The 13,988-nt window shown below is 69.1% G+C and carries 16 protein-coding genes; 5 read left to right on the top strand and 11 right to left on the bottom strand.

All coding sequences use genetic code 11. The features are described from left to right. Positions 1-310: 310 nt before the first annotated feature. The 11 genes from grxD to BACI71_RS10705 all read right to left on the bottom strand — a co-directional run bounded on the left by grxD (position 311) and on the right by BACI71_RS10705 (position 8,030). On the bottom strand, positions 311-649 hold the full coding sequence (gene grxD / locus BACI71_RS10755) for a Grx4 family monothiol glutaredoxin (protein ID WP_159758468.1): 339 nt from the start codon (positions 647-649) through the stop codon (positions 311-313). Positions 650-686: 37 nt separating this feature from the next. Beyond that, entirely contained in the window at positions 687-920 is a 234-nt protein-coding gene (locus BACI71_RS10750; RefSeq protein WP_159758466.1) for a BolA family protein, read from the bottom strand. Between the two features lie 5 nt (positions 921-925). Then, entirely contained in the window at positions 926-1,249 is a 324-nt protein-coding gene (locus tag BACI71_RS10745) for a DUF1476 domain-containing protein (RefSeq protein ID WP_159758464.1), read from the bottom strand. A gap of 94 nt (positions 1,250-1,343) precedes the next feature. Then, a complete protein-coding gene (locus BACI71_RS10740) occupies positions 1,344-2,345 on the bottom strand; it encodes an NADPH:quinone oxidoreductase family protein (RefSeq protein WP_201297357.1) in 1,002 nt (333 codons plus the stop codon). Then, positions 2,308-2,937: a 3-isopropylmalate dehydratase small subunit gene (leuD, locus tag BACI71_RS10735; protein WP_159758462.1), complete on the bottom strand. Its 630-nt coding sequence runs from the start codon at positions 2,935-2,937 to the stop codon at positions 2,308-2,310. The genes BACI71_RS10740 and leuD overlap by 38 nt, the downstream gene beginning before the upstream one ends. 124 nt (positions 2,938-3,061) lie before the next feature. Continuing rightward, positions 3,062-4,492 (bottom strand): 3-isopropylmalate dehydratase large subunit, encoded by a 1,431-nt coding sequence (leuC, locus tag BACI71_RS10730; RefSeq protein ID WP_159758460.1) that lies wholly within the window; start codon positions 4,490-4,492, stop codon positions 3,062-3,064. 191 nt (positions 4,493-4,683) lie between these two features. Then, on the bottom strand, positions 4,684-5,376 hold the full coding sequence (locus BACI71_RS10725; protein WP_159758458.1) for a glutathione S-transferase family protein: 693 nt from the start codon (positions 5,374-5,376) through the stop codon (positions 4,684-4,686). A 5-nt stretch (positions 5,377-5,381) separates the two neighbouring features. Continuing rightward, positions 5,382-6,047, bottom strand: a complete 666-nt coding sequence (locus BACI71_RS10720; protein ID WP_159758456.1) for a 3-oxoacid CoA-transferase subunit B — start codon at positions 6,045-6,047, stop codon at positions 5,382-5,384. Further along, on the bottom strand, positions 6,047-6,361 hold the full coding sequence (locus tag BACI71_RS10715; RefSeq protein WP_159758454.1) for a DUF5076 domain-containing protein: 315 nt from the start codon (positions 6,359-6,361) through the stop codon (positions 6,047-6,049). Before BACI71_RS10715 ends, BACI71_RS10720 begins: the two co-directional genes overlap by 1 nt. Continuing rightward, a complete protein-coding gene (locus BACI71_RS10710; protein WP_236552952.1) occupies positions 6,358-7,305 on the bottom strand; it encodes a 5'-nucleotidase, lipoprotein e(P4) family in 948 nt (315 codons plus the stop codon). Before BACI71_RS10710 ends, BACI71_RS10715 begins: the two co-directional genes overlap by 4 nt. After that, a complete protein-coding gene (locus tag BACI71_RS10705) occupies positions 7,302-8,030 on the bottom strand; it encodes a CoA transferase subunit A (protein ID WP_159758452.1) in 729 nt (242 codons plus the stop codon). Before BACI71_RS10705 ends, BACI71_RS10710 begins: the two co-directional genes overlap by 4 nt. A 261-nt stretch (positions 8,031-8,291) precedes the next feature. On the opposite strand from BACI71_RS10705, the gene BACI71_RS10700 reads away from it, so the two are divergent. From BACI71_RS10700 to BACI71_RS10680, 5 genes are all read left to right on the top strand, one after another. Then, positions 8,292-9,944: a thiamine pyrophosphate-binding protein gene (locus BACI71_RS10700; RefSeq protein ID WP_159758450.1), complete on the top strand. Its 1,653-nt coding sequence runs from the start codon at positions 8,292-8,294 to the stop codon at positions 9,942-9,944. 96 nt (positions 9,945-10,040) lie between these two features. Then, complete coding sequence (locus BACI71_RS10695; protein WP_159758448.1) at positions 10,041-10,409, top strand: BlaI/MecI/CopY family transcriptional regulator; 369 nt, start codon at positions 10,041-10,043, stop codon at positions 10,407-10,409. Beyond that, positions 10,406-12,028, top strand: coding sequence for a M56 family metallopeptidase (locus BACI71_RS10690; RefSeq protein WP_159758446.1), 1,623 nt, complete (start codon positions 10,406-10,408; stop codon positions 12,026-12,028). Before BACI71_RS10695 ends, BACI71_RS10690 begins: the two co-directional genes overlap by 4 nt. A gap of 185 nt (positions 12,029-12,213) precedes the next feature. Continuing rightward, on the top strand, positions 12,214-13,071 hold the full coding sequence (locus BACI71_RS10685) for an MBL fold metallo-hydrolase (protein ID WP_159758444.1): 858 nt from the start codon (positions 12,214-12,216) through the stop codon (positions 13,069-13,071). Further along, positions 13,056-13,763 carry a DUF4230 domain-containing protein gene (locus tag BACI71_RS10680; protein WP_159758442.1) on the top strand — a complete coding sequence of 236 codons (708 nt, stop codon included), beginning with the start codon at positions 13,056-13,058 and terminating at the stop codon, positions 13,761-13,763. Before BACI71_RS10685 ends, BACI71_RS10680 begins: the two co-directional genes overlap by 16 nt. Positions 13,764-13,988 lie beyond the last annotated feature (225 nt).

Genomic DNA, 13,988 nt, shown 5'->3' with positions numbered 1-13,988 from the left:
CAAAAGCGGGGCCCCGGATCAAGTCCGGGGCGACGAACGGGGGGGTATCTCGATCGGAAATCAGGGCGGTCAGCCTCGAAACCCTGAATGTCGATTGTCCCTTGGACAGTCGCAATAATCTGGGGAAATCGCATCAACCCGGCCATTGCGAGCACAGCGAAGCAATCCAGAGCCGGGCGAGGACGCCCTTGATTGCTTCGCTGCGCTCGCAATGACGGACGGGCATTGTCCCCTTCACGCCGCAACCCCCGCCGGCCGATCCGGGCCGCCGCCACCGCAACAACCACCAGCTCCGGCCGGGGAAGGCCGCTTAAGCCTGCGGGGCCGGCGCCGCGCCTGCCTTCTGGAACAGCTCGGCCAGCTCGCCGGCCTCGTACATCTCCATCATGATGTCCGATCCACCGACGAACTCACCGCCGACATAGAGCTGCGGGATCGTCGGCCAGTCCGAATAACCCTTGATGCCCTGACGGATCGCCTGATCCTGCAGCACATCTACGCTCTCGAACTGCACGCCCAGCCGCTCGAGGATCGCGATCGCGCGGCTCGAGAAGCCGCACTGCGGGAACAGCGGCGAGCCCTTCATGAACAGCACCACCGGGTTGCTCTTCACCAGCGCGTCGATGCGGGCGTTGGTATCGTCGGTCATATCGTCTTCCTTGCGAATGCGGTCGTGCGCTGCGCGCTTACTTCGGAACGGCGGTCGTCAACTGCAAGGCATGGAGCACGCCGCCCATCCGCCCGCCCAATGCGGCATAGACCGCCTGATGCTGTTTGACGCGCGGCATCCCCGCGAACGATGCCGCCACGACGCGCGCCGACCAGTGATCGCCGTCGCCGGCCAGATCGGTCATCTCGACCTCGGCATCGGGAATGCCGGCCTTGATGAGCGCCGCGATCTCGGTTCCTTCCATCGGCATCGCGCTTACTCCGGCTGCATCAACTGGCGGCGCGCCTCGACGGACTGGTCCGCCAGCGCCTGCCGCACCGCCGCCTCGTCGACGTCGACATTCGCCGCGACCAGATCGCCATAGACCTTGCGGACCACGTCCTCGTCGCCGGCTTCCTCGAAATCGGCCTGCACCACCGCCTTGGCGTAAGCGTCGGTCTCGGCGGGGGTCAGCTGCATCAGCTGCGCCGCCCATTGCCCGACCAGCCGGTTGCGGCGTGCGATGATCCGGAACGCCACTTCCTCGTCGCGGGCGAACTTGGCCTCGAACGCGCGTTCACGATCGTCGAAAAGGGTCATGCTGGCTCCAGTGCTCTATCACCGATGGATAGTGCGCAGGCCGCCGACATTCAACGTCAGGCAATGGGCAACGTCAGGCAATGGGCAACGTCGCTCAATCGGCAACGCGCACCACCAGCTTGCCGATCGCGCTGCGCTGACCCAGTCGGGCGATCGCCGTGCCGCCGTGTTCGAGCGGGAAGACCTCGGTGACGCGCGGCGCGATCCGGCCGGCCTCCCACAGGTCGAGCAGGTGCAGGATATGCGCGCGATTGGCGTCCGGCTCGCGCGCGGCGAACGCGCCCCAGAACACCCCGCACACGTCACAGCTTTTCAGCAGCGTCAGGTTGAGCGGCAGCTTGGGGATGCCGGCCGGGAAGCCGACCACCAGATAGCGTCCCTCCCAGCCGATCGCGCGCAGCGCCGGCTCGGCATAATCGCCCCCGACCGCGTCGTAGATGACCTGAAAGCCCTGCGCGCCGCCCGCCTGTTTGAACCGCTCCGCCAGCGCCTTGGAGGCCGGCCTGTCGAACGGCGCGTGCGGGTAGACGATCACCTCGTCGGCCCCGGCCTCGCGCACCGCCTGCGCCTTGTCCTCGCTCGACACCGCGCCGACCACCTGCGCGCCGAACGCCCTGGCCAGCTCGACCGCCGCGAGGCCAACGCCGCCCGCCGCGCCGAGCACCAGCACGCGGTCACCCGCCGCGACACGCCCGCGATCGACCAGCGCATGGATGCTGGTGGCATAGGTGAGCAGCAGCGCCGCGCCTTCCTCGAACCCGCGCCGCTCGGGCAGCGGGTAGAGCGCATCGGCGGACACGGCGCGTCGCTCGGCGAGCCCGCCCATCAGCACCGTGCCCATCACGCGGTCGCCGACGCGCCATTGCGTCACCCCGGCGCCGACCTCGGCGACGATGCCGGCGATGTCACCGCCGGGCGCGAAGGGGCGGGGCGGCTGGAACTGGTAGCGATCCTCGATCACCAGCACGTCGGGATAGTTGATCGAGCATGCCTTGATCGCGACCACCACCTCGCCCGGCCCAGCGACGGGATCGGGCAGCTCTCCGACCTCCAGAGTTTCAGGTCCGCCCGGCGCCCTCGACAGCAAAGCCCGCATGTGCCGCATCTCTCCTGATCCAGGGCCGCTCATCGTCGAGCTGCTCCTCGAATTTCGAAATCGCGGTATCCTTTGCCAGCGTCAGCCCGACCTCGTCCAGCCCTTCCATCAGACACCGCCTCCGAAACGCGTCGAGTTCGAACGGAAAGCGGTCCTGATAAGGGGTGGTGACGGTCATCGTCTCCAGATCGACCGTGACCGGATCGGTCTTCGCTACCTCGATCAGCCGGTCGACCGCCGCCTGCGGCAGCACCACCGCGACGATGCCGTTCTTGAACGCATTGCCCGAAAAGATGTCGGAGAAGCTCGGCGCAATCACCGCCTTCACGCCCATGTCGCCCAGCGCCCAAGCGGCATGTTCCCGGCTCGATCCGCAGCCGAAATTGTCGCCCGCGACCAGGATCGGCGCGCCGGCATAGCGCGGATCGTCGAAGATATTGCCCGGCTGCGCGCGCACCGTCTCGAACGCGCCCTTGCCCAGCCCCGAGCGTTTGATCGTCTTCAGCCAGTGCGCCGGGATGATGACGTCGGTGTCGATATTCTTGGCACCCCAGGGATAAGCGGTGCCCGAAACGCGCGTGACGGGTTCCATCAGCGCGCCGGACGGCTGGCCGGGATCGCGGGGCGCGCGATCGCGGCATAGGCGGCGACCCCGCTCAGCACCGAACCGGCGATCAGGAAAACGAATACCTTCTTCATGTCGCGTCCCCTTATCCTCAGCCCATCAGTTCGCGTACGTCGGCGAGGCGGCCGGTGACCGCCGCCGCCGCCGCCATTGCCGGCGACAACAAATGGGTGCGGGCGCCAGGTCCCTGACGTCCCACGAAATTTCTATTGCTGGTCGAGGCGCAGCGCTCACCCGGCGGCACCTTGTCGGGGTTCATCGCCAGACACATCGAGCAGCCCGGCTCGCGCCACTCGAACCCCGCCGCGGTGAAGATGCGGTCGAGCCCCTCGGCCTCGGCCTGCCGCTTGACCAGCCCCGAGCCCGGCACCACCATCGCGCGCACGCCGTCGGCGACATGCCGCCCGCTCGCGACGCCCGCCGCGGCGCGCAGATCCTCGATCCGGCTGTTGGTGCAGCTGCCGATGAAGACATGCTGGACCGGCACGTCCTGCATCCGCATCCCCGGGGTCAGCCCCATATAGTCGAGCGACTTCCGCGCCGCCTCGCGCTTCGACGGATCGGCGAAGCTGTCGGGCGCGGGCACGAACCCGGTGATCGGCACGACGTCCTCGGGGCTGGTGCCCCAGGTCAGCGACGGCGCGATGTCGGTGGCGTCGAGCACCACGCTCTTGTCGTAGCGCGCGCCCGCATCGCTCGGCAGCGTCCGCCACCACGCGACCGCTTTGTCCCAATCGGCGCCCTGCGGCGCGAGCGGCCGGCCCTTGAGATAGGCGAAGGTCGTCTCGTCGGGCGCGATCATCCCCGCGCGCGCGCCGCCCTCGATCGACATATTGGCGACCGTCAGCCGCCCCTCAACCGACAGGTTGCGGATCACCTCGCCGGTGAATTCAATGACATAGCCCGTCCCGCCCGCCGCACCGATCTTGCCGATGATCGCCAGCACGACGTCCTTGGCGCTGACGCCGAAGCCAAGCGTGCCGTCGACGCGCACTTCCATCGTCTTCGACGGCGACAGGATCAGCGTCTGCGTCGCGAGCACATGCTCGACCTCGCTGGTGCCGATCCCGAACGCCAGCGCGCCCAATGCGCCATGCGCCGAGGTATGGCTGTCGCCGCACACCATCGTCGTGCCCGGCAGCGTGAAGCCCTGTTCCGGCCCGACGACATGGACGATGCCCTGCTTCGCCGACAGCGCGTCGATATAGGGCACGCCGAATTCGGCGACGTTCTGGCGCAGCGCCCCCAGTTGCTCGGCGCTTTCGCGGTCGGCGATCGGCAGCTCGTGCCCGTCCGCATCGACCCGCGCGGTGGTCGGCAGATTATGGTCGGGCACCGCGAGCGTCAGGTCGGGGCGCCGCACCCGCCGTCCGGCGGCGCGCAAGCCCTCGAACGCCTGCGGGCTGGTCACCTCATGGACGAGGTGCCGGTCGATATAGATCAGGCAGGAACCATCGTCGCGACGCTCGACCACGTGAGCGTCCCAGACCTTCTCGTACAATGTGCGGGGAGCGGAGGACATAATCCGCGGCTGTTAACCGAAAAGCATCGCGCATCCAAGGTTGGGCGTAACAAAATGGCGCGGCTGAGGTGGTCACGTTCGAGATATCCGTCATTGCGAGCGCAGCGAAGCAATCCAGAGCCGGACCAGGACGCCCTGGATTGCTTCGCTACGCTCGCAATGACGGCGTGGAGGGCCCGACTTCCAACCTCTTACGACGGCGACGCGCGACGATCCTCGATCACCTCGCCGACCGCCGCAACCTCCGCCTCATGCGAGTCCTCGCGGAACGTCTCCGCCAAAGCAGCATCTTCCCAAGCGCGCATCGCCGGCTCCGCCAGCATCCGCCTGACCCATTCCGCGCCTGCCAAACCAACGTCGATGCCATAGGTCCGCACCCGAAACACCACAGGCGCGAAGAACGCATCGACCGCACCGAAGCGGTCGCCGGCCAGAAACGGCCCGCCGAACCGCGTCAGCCCCTCGTCCCACAGCTCCGCCAGCCGCGCCACGTCACGCGCGAGTCGGGGCGACACGTCGTGCGGCGTCACCCGCTGCCCGACCGTCATCGTCCGCTCATTGCGCAGCGCGCCGAACCCGCCGTGCATCTCGGTCGCGGCGCACATCGCCCAGGCGCGTGCGCCCGCATCGACCGGCCACACGCCGTCATGCCGCTCACCCAGATACAGCGCGATCCCAAGCGAATCCCACACCGTCCGCGCGCCGTCGATCAACACCGGCACCTGCCCGGTCGGCGAGAAGGCGCGGAAGGCGTCGTAATTGTCCATCGACACGAACGGCTCGATGCAATCCTCGAACGGAATGCCGAGCGTGGTCATCAACACCCACGGGCGCAGCGACCAGCTCGAATAATTGCGGTTCGCGGTGATCAGCGTGTAGGCCATCCGCGTCAGACCTCGTAATGCGCCGCCGTCTTCGCCGCGACCTCGTCCGCGGTGACGCCCGGCGCCAGCTCGACCAGCCGGAACGGCGAGTCATGGTCCGGGCGCTGGAACACCGCCAGATCGGTGACGATCATGTCGACGACATTCTTCCCCGTCAGCGGCAGCGAACAGGCAGGCAGGAATTTCGGACTGCCGTCTTTCGAGACATGCTCCATCACGACGATGATCTTCTTGACGCCCGCGACCAGATCCATCGCGCCGCCCATTCCCTTGATCATCTTGCCGGGGATCATCCAGTTGGCGATGTCGCCGCCTTCGGACACTTCCATCGCGCCCAGCACGGTCAGGTCGATATGGCCGCCGCGGATCATCGCGAAGCTCTGTTCGCTGCCGAAATAGGCCGAGGAGGGCAATTCGCTGATCGTCTGCTTGCCGGCGTTGATCAGGTCGGGGTCGACCTCGTCGTCGTAAGGGAACGGCCCGATCCCCAGCATCCCGTTTTCGGACTGGAGCGTCACGGTCATCCCCGCGGGGATGTTGTTCGCGACCAACGTCGGGATGCCGATGCCGAGGTTGACGTAATAACCGTCCTTCAGCTCGCGCGCGGCGCGCGCCGCCATGCCGTTGCGATCCCAGCCCCGGGCTTCCGGGGCATTCGCTTCCTGCGACATCAGTTCAGGCTCCCGTTCTGGATGGTGGTGATCTCGGTGGCCTGCTCGCGCAATTGCTCGCTCAGCCCGGCGACGATCGCCTGCAACGCCTCGTTCTCGGTCATGCCGTAATTCGCGGCATAGGCGCGCGCGGCGTGGCGGATCGTGTCGGCCATAAGATATCCGAAGACCTGCGCGTCACCCAGCACACCCGCGTTGATCCACACCGACGCGCCCGCGCCGTCGGTGACCCAGATGCGCGCAACCTCCGCCGAACGGTCGGTCAGCACGTCGCCATGCTCCAGCGAGATCGCCCCCGTGGGTTCGTCGGTCATGGCACGTCCTTCCAGCGTTTGTCGGCCGGGAACGTCTCGTCCCAGCCGCTGCCGAGCCCGGTGCCGTAGACCGGGTTGGGCAGTACGAACCAGCCATTGCCCCAGCGTGCCTCGATCGGCGCGACCGCGGTCAGCATCCGCCGCCCGATCGCCGGGGCTGGGCCGGGCGGGTTGAACAGATCCGCAAAGTCGCCGAGCTGGTCGCCCGCCAGCGCCACGACGCAATATTTCGCTGCGATCGCCGCGCGCCGCCCGTCCTTGCCCGACTTGCCGTCGGCATCGCCCTTCAGGAACAAAGTCTCGCCGTGGCGAAATTCGCCGAGCCCGGCGTTCGCCAGTGCCTGCGCGGTCGCTTCGGCATTGCCGATCGAGCGGTTGGTGTTGATGACCATCGTCACGCCGATTGCGCGCAGCGCGTGGAACGCCGCTACCGCGCCCGGCACCGCAGTCACGCGCGTCGCACCCGCTTTCTCCCAACGCTCCCAGCGTTTCTGGTCGAAACCGCGCGCGGTTTGTGCATCGTCATATTCATAGCCGAGGTTGAGCACCGCGGTTTCGTCCATGTCGAGCACCACCGCGGGCGGCAGCGTCCCGCACGGCATCATTTCGGCGCTCGCCGCGGTCGCGCCCGGCGCCAGCACCACCGAGGCCGGCCAGCGCGGTAGCGTGCCCGCGGCGCGCTGCGACGGCAGTCGACCGCGCCGGTCACGCGCGGCGGTCAGCACGTCGCGGACATAGCGGACCATGCCGTTATACGCTTGCTCCGACAAAGCCGCCGCCTCGCCCGAACCATAAAGCCACGCCATTGCGGGCGGCACGCCCGGCGGCGCGGGCGGGTCGACCGCGGGCGGCGGCGCGCTCGGCCGCCCCAGCAGCACCTGCCGCTGCGCCGCGCAGCCGCCGAGCGTCGCGGCGAGCGCCAGCAGGACGCCCGCGCGCTTCACGCCGTCTGCACGAGCGGGGCCTGCACGCGCGGGCGGGTGGTGCGGAACTCGATCTTCTTCTCGTACGGCGCGCCGACGATCATCCGCTTCACATAGATGCCGGGCAGATGGATGTGATCGGGGTCGAGGCTGCCGACCGGCACCACTTCCTCGACCTCGGCGACGCAGACCTTGCCGGCGGTCGCCATCGGCTGGTTGAAGTTGCGCGCGGTCTTGCGGAAGATCAGATTGCCGCTCTCGTCGGCCTTCCAGCCCTTGATGATCGACAGGTCGGCGCGGATGCCGCGTTCGAGGATATATTCCTCCCCGTCGAAGACCTTCACTTCCTTGCCCTCGGCCACCTGCGTGCCGACGCCGGTCCTGGTGTAGAAGCCGGGAATGCCCGCGCCGCCCGCGCGGCACCGCTCCGCCAGCGTGCCCTGCGGGCAGAATTCCACTTCCAGCTCGCCGGACAGGAATTGCCGCTCGAACTCCTTGTTCTCGCCGACATAGGAGGAGATCATCTTCTTCACCTGCCGCGTGCGCAGCAGCTTGCCGAGCCCTTCGCCGTCGACCCCGGCATTGTTGCTCGCGATCGTCAGGTCCTTGGTGCCGGCGTCGCGGATCGCGTCGATCAACCGTTCCGGGATGCCGCACAGCCCGAATCCGCCGGCGCAGATCGTCATCCCGTCGAACAGCAGCCCGTCCAGCGCGGCGGCGGCATCGTCGTACACCTTGTTGACCACGGCTTGCCCACTCCCGTCCGGCCCTCAGATCGCGCGCGTCCACGGTGCCCCGTGCGCACACCCCGCTCCTTAGCGCCGCGCTTGGCGAAGGCAACGGCCCCGCCGCCTCTTCCGTCATCCCGGACTTGATCCGGGATCCCGCTTCTTCTGCCCGCTCGACAGGAAGAAGCTGGGCCCCGGATCAAGTCCGGGGCGACGGCGTGGCAGGGCTAGACCACAACCCCCTTGCGAGTCGTTCGCTACACGATAGGCTGCGCGCCCATGACAAGCCTCAGAACCGGCGGCCGTATTCTGGTCGACCAGCTCGTCGCACAGGGCTGCGACCGCGTGTTCACCGTACCGGGGGAGAGCTTCCTCGCGGTGCTCGACGCGCTCCACGACACGCCCGCGATCCAGGTGGTGACGTGCCGGCAGGAGGGCGGGGCGGCGTTCATGGCCTGCGCCGACGGTACGCTGACGCATCGTCCCGGCATCGCCTTCGTGACGCGCGGGCCGGGCGCGACCAATGCCGCGATCGGCGTCCATGTCGCGCATCAGGACTCGCAACCGATGATCCTGTTCATCGGCGACGTCGACCGCGGCACCCGCGACCGCGAGGCGTTTCAGGAGATCGACTTCGCGGCGATGTTCGCGCCCATGTGCAAATGGGCGGCGCGGATCGACGATGCGCGCCGCATCCCCGAATATGTCGCGCGCGCCTATGCCACCGCGGTGAGCGGCCGGCCCGGCCCGGTGGTGCTGGCGCTGCCCGAGGACATGCTGCTCGACGCGGTCGAGGCGACCGATCGCGCGCGCGTCGACCGGGTGTCGCAGGACGTCGATGCCGACACGCTCGACCGGCTGAGCGACCTGCTCGCCACCGCCGAACGCCCGCTGGCGATCGTCGGCGGGGCGGGGTGGGACACCGCCGCCGCCGCCGCCTTCGCCGACTGGGCGACGCGCGCCGGCGTGCCGGTCGCCGCCGCCTTCCGCCGGCAGGACGCGATCGCCAACGACTGCCCGGCCTATGCCGGCAACCTCGGCTATGGCCCGAACCCGGCGCTGGTCGCGCGCGTCCGCGACGCCGATCTGCTGCTGGTCGTCGGCGCGCGGCTCGGCGAGGCGACCACCGACGGCTATGCGCTCGTCACCCCCGATCACCCCGGCCAGCGGCTGGTGCACGTCCATCCCGACCCGCAGGAGCTGCACTGCGTCTACGCCACCGACCTCGCGATCTGCGCGGGGATGGCGGAGTTCGCCGAGGCGCTGGTCCCGCTCGACGGCGGCGCGCACCCGCACGCCGCCGAGGCGCGTCGCGACTATGAGGCGTGGGCAGCGCCGCAGCCGCGCGACGGCGTCGCGCTCGATCTCGGCCCGTGCGTCGCGGCGATGCGCGCGGCGCTGCCCGCCGACACGATCATCTGCAACGGCGCGGGCAATTTCTCGGGCTGGTGGCATCGCTACTGGCGCTACGCCGGGCCGGGCACGCAGCTTGCGCCGACCGCGGGCGCGATGGGCTATGGCCTGCCCGCCGCGGTTGCCGCATCGCTGCGCCGGCCGGGGCGCAGCGTCGTCGCGCTGGCGGGTGACGGCGACTTCCTGATGAACGGACAGGAACTGGCCACCGCCGTCCAGCACAATGCCGACCTGCTGGTGATCGTCGTCGACAACGGCACCTATGGCACGATCCGGATGCATCAGGAGCGCGAATATCCCGATCGCCCCGCCGCGACCCGGCTCCACAACCCCGATTTCGCCGCGCTCGCCCGCGCGTACGGCGCGACCGCCGAGACGGTGGAGCATACCGCCGACTTCGCCCCGGCGCTCGACCGCCTGCGCGCCGTATCAGGCGTGCGGCTGCTCCACTGCCGCACCGATATCGAGCAGATCACCCCCGCGACCACGCTGACCGCGATCAAGCAGCGCAAGTTGTAGGGAAAAAACGCCACAGCCCTCGCGCGCCGCTATTGACTACAACCGTAATCGGTTTGATTACACCTGTAGTCGAAGAGCGTGACGAAGGAGCGAGTCGTGGTCGAACGGATCAGCGATGCCGAACATGCGGTCATGGAGGTGCTGTGGGACGAAAGCCCGCTCACCGCGCAGGATGTGGCCGAACGGGTGGACCCGGAACGCGGCTGGAGCGCCGCCACCGTCAAGACGTTGCTCGGGCGGCTGCTCGGCAAGGAAGCCGTCCGCCACGAGGTCGACGGGAGGCGCTACCTCTACAGCCCGGCGGTGCGCCGCGAGGATTATGTCGCGCGCGAATCCGACCGGCTGATCGACCGGCTGTTCGGCGGCCGGCTGACCCCGCTCGTCGCGCACCTTGCAGAGCGTGACGCGCTCAGCGATCAGGACATCAGCGAGATCGAAGCCCTCCTGAAGGCGCTCAAGCAATGACCGGCTGGGCACTCGAAGCGATGCTGGCGTCGGCGTTGCTGATGCTGACCGTCATGGTCCTGCGCGGGCCGGTCCGCAACGCGTTCGGCGCGCGCGTCGCCTATGCGCTCTGGGCACTGCCCGCGCTGCGGATGGTGATGCCACCGCTGCCCGAGGGCTGGCGCGGCGAGGCGCTGCCGGTGCTGCCCGCGCCCGAACCACTCGTCATCATGCTCGGCAAGCCGGTCGCCACCCTGCCGGTCGAGACGACCCACACCGCGCTGGGCTGGCCGCTGATCGCGCTGGCGCTGTGGCTGGGCGGGGCGGCGCTGCTGCTCGCGTGGCAAGCGGTCGGGTATCTTCGCTTCCGCTACAACGTGTTGCGGCTCGGGATCGCGGTCGACCGCGTCGGCTCGATCACCGTCGTGCAAAGCGCCGCCACCGACGGTCCGCTCGCCTTCGGAGTCTTCGACCGCGTCGTCGCCTTCCCGCGCGACTTCGCGGCGCGCTTCGACGCCGAGGAACGCGCGCTCGCGCTCGAACATGAGCTGGGCCATCATGCGCGCGGCGATCTGGTCGCCAATTGGGTCGCGCTGGCGGTGCTCGCGCTCCACTGGTTCAACCCGCTGGCGTGGGCCGCCTTCCGCACGTTCCGCGCCGATCAGGAAATGGCCAACGACGCCCGCGTGCTGGCGCGCGCCGACGGCGCGGCGCGCCACGCTTATGGCTGCGCGATCGTCAAGGCCGCGCACGGTCGTGCGGTGTCGCCGGCCTGCCACCTCAACACCGTCAAGGATCTGAAAGGGAGACTGAAGATGCTCGGCAAGAAGAAGGCCACCCGCACGCAGACGGCGGCCGGCAGCATGGCGATCGTGGCGCTGGCGATCGGCGGCCTCGCCTTCACGGCCTCCGGCACGCAGGCGGCCGAGCGCGTCCGCGCCGGGATGGAGGATGCGACGGGGATCGAGATGACCATGCCGGAACTGCCGGAACTGCCCGAGATTCCGGAAGTGCCGCCGATGCCGCCGATGCCGGACATGGCTACCGCGCCAGGAACCCGTCACATCGCCGTCCAGCAGCACAAGGGCCGCGAGACGACGGTCACCGTGACGACCGATGGCCGCACCACCACCTACACCGGCGAGGCGGCCGAGCGTTACCTCGCCGCGCACCCCGCGCCGATGCCCCCGGCACCGCCCGCGCCTCCCGCGCCGAACACCGCCCCGGTGCCGCCGATACCGCCGGTTCCGCCGGTGCCGGGCGACGCCGACCTCGCCGAACTAAATGCGCATGCCGCCGAACTGGGGCGCAACGCCGCCCGGCTCGCGTCGATCGACGCCGCGCGCCTTCAGCGCCAGGCTGCGCAGATCCAGCGCAACGCCGCCTTCGACTCGGCTCGTATCGAACGTCAGGCCGCCGCGACGGCGCGTTACGCGGCGCGGATGGAGGCGATGCGGGTGCGCCTCGATGCGGACAATCTGCGCCGCCAGTCGCTGCGCACCGCGCTGGCCGGTCTGGAGCAGGCGCGCGCCGGGCTGGCGAGCAACCGCGACCTCAGCGATACGCAACGTACCGAGGCGATGGCCTCGCTCGACCGCGAACTCGCCAATATGCGCCGCCGCATCGCCGAGCGCGACTGACGCGTCGTTCCGACGGGCGGCTAAAGGACCAGTTTCCGTCATTGCGAGCGCAGCGAAGCAATCCAGTGTTCCGCGCGGTACCCTGGATTGCTTCGCTACGCTCGCAATGACGAAGAGGAAGAGCGGGGGAGTGAGCGGCCCGCAACCCTTGCACCCGCCGCGCCCCGCCGCCATGTGAAGCACAGATGGCAGACGACCTCCCCACCGGCGTGGCGATAACGCTGGAACCTCTGGTGACGCGCGTGCTCGCCCCCAATGCTTCCGCCTACACCTATACCGGCACGCAGACGCATCTCGTCGGCACCAGCGATCTCGCAATCATCGACCCCGGTCCCGCCGTTGACGCGCACCACGCCGCGCTTGTGCGCGCGATCGCCGGTCGCCCGCTCCGCGCGATCCTCATCACCCACCACCATCGCGACCATTCCCCCGCCGCGCGCCGGCTCGCCGCCGAGACCGGCGCACCGATCGTCGGCTGCGCCCCGCTGGTAGTGCGCGACGCCGGCGAGCAAGCGGATGCCGCCTTCGACGCCGCCTACGCCCCCGATTGCGTGCTCGCGGACGGCGAGCAGGTCGCCGGCGACGGCTGGACGCTTCAGGCGATTGCCACCCCCGGTCACACCGCCAACCATCTCGCCTTCGCGCTCGCCGAGACCGACGCGCTCTTCTCGGGCGATCATGTGATGGGCTGGGCGACCAGCGTCGTCTCGCCGCCGGACGGCGACATGGGCGATTACATGGCAAGCCTCGAAAAGCTGCTGCTGCGCGACGACCGCATCTATTACCCCGGTCACGGCGAGGCGGTCGAGCGCCCGCAGCGGCTGGTGCGCGGGATGCTCGGGCATCGCAAGCAGCGCGAGGGGCAGATACTGCGGCTGCTGCGCGAAGGGCCGCAGCCGATCGCGGCGATGGTCGCGCGCATGTACGTCGGGCTCGACGCGCGGCTGCTGGGCGCGGCGTCGCGCTCGGTGCTCGCGCACCTGATCGATCTCGCGCGGCGCGGGCTGGTGGTGGAGGACGGGGACGCATGGCGGAGCATCTGACCGGGCTCGGCAAGCTGCTGGTATCGCTGGCGATCGCGACCGCGATCCTCGTCGCGACCTTCGTCGGCTATCGCTATGTCACCGAGAAATACACCGTGGCCACCGATGCGAGCGGCGTCGCGGTCGCACGCGTCGTCGCCGGGCGCCTGTACGGCAGCAACGAGCTGCGCGTCAGCCATCTGTCGGGCACCGTCCAGTCGACCGCCGCGGCGACGCGGATGTGGGGCTGGCTGAAATACGTCCGCGTCATCAAGGCGCCGTATGATGTCGATTATTTCGTCCCGCTGGGCAGCTTGCGCCCGCGCGACTTCCGCTACGACGGGCGCCGCCGCCGCTTGCTGGTCGAGGTTCCCGACGTGACGGTCGGCGCGCCCAATATCGACGAGAGCCGCGTGACGATCGACACCACCACCGGCGTCCTCCCGCCGCGCGGCGCGATGGCCGAGTTGCAGAAGAAGGTGTCGGCCAAGGCGACCGAAGTGGTCGCGGCCAAGGCGCGCGAGCCCGAGAACATCGACAAGGCGCGCGAGAACGCCCGCAGCGCGCTCGAACGCTTGTTCGAGGGCACGCTGGAGGCCGCCAATCTGCCGGTCAACGTCGAGGTGCGTTTCGCCGGCGAGGCGCGCCCCGACAATCGCGACCAATGGGACCTGACGCGCTCGCTGGAGGAAGTGCTCGGCAACGCGCGGTAGGCAAAACCGCGCTACCGGCCACCTCCTTCAACCCGTCATCCCGGACTTGATCCGGGATCCCGCTTCTTCGTCTATGGGCAGCGCCGAAGAAGCGGGGCCCCGGATCAAGTCCGGGGTGACGGACGTGGGAGTATGTCCTGATCCGCGCGGATAATGGCCAACCGTTCGTGCTGAGCCTGTCGATGCAAGACGCCCCGCACTGATTCGCTTGATTGCGCCCCGCAC

It is taken from the genome of Sphingomonas sp. 8AM (assembly GCF_902506455.1).
Lineage (GTDB): Bacteria > Pseudomonadota > Alphaproteobacteria > Sphingomonadales > Sphingomonadaceae > Sphingomonas.
Note: the sequence above shows the minus strand (reverse complement) of the source record. Positions and strands in the feature narration are given on the sequence as shown.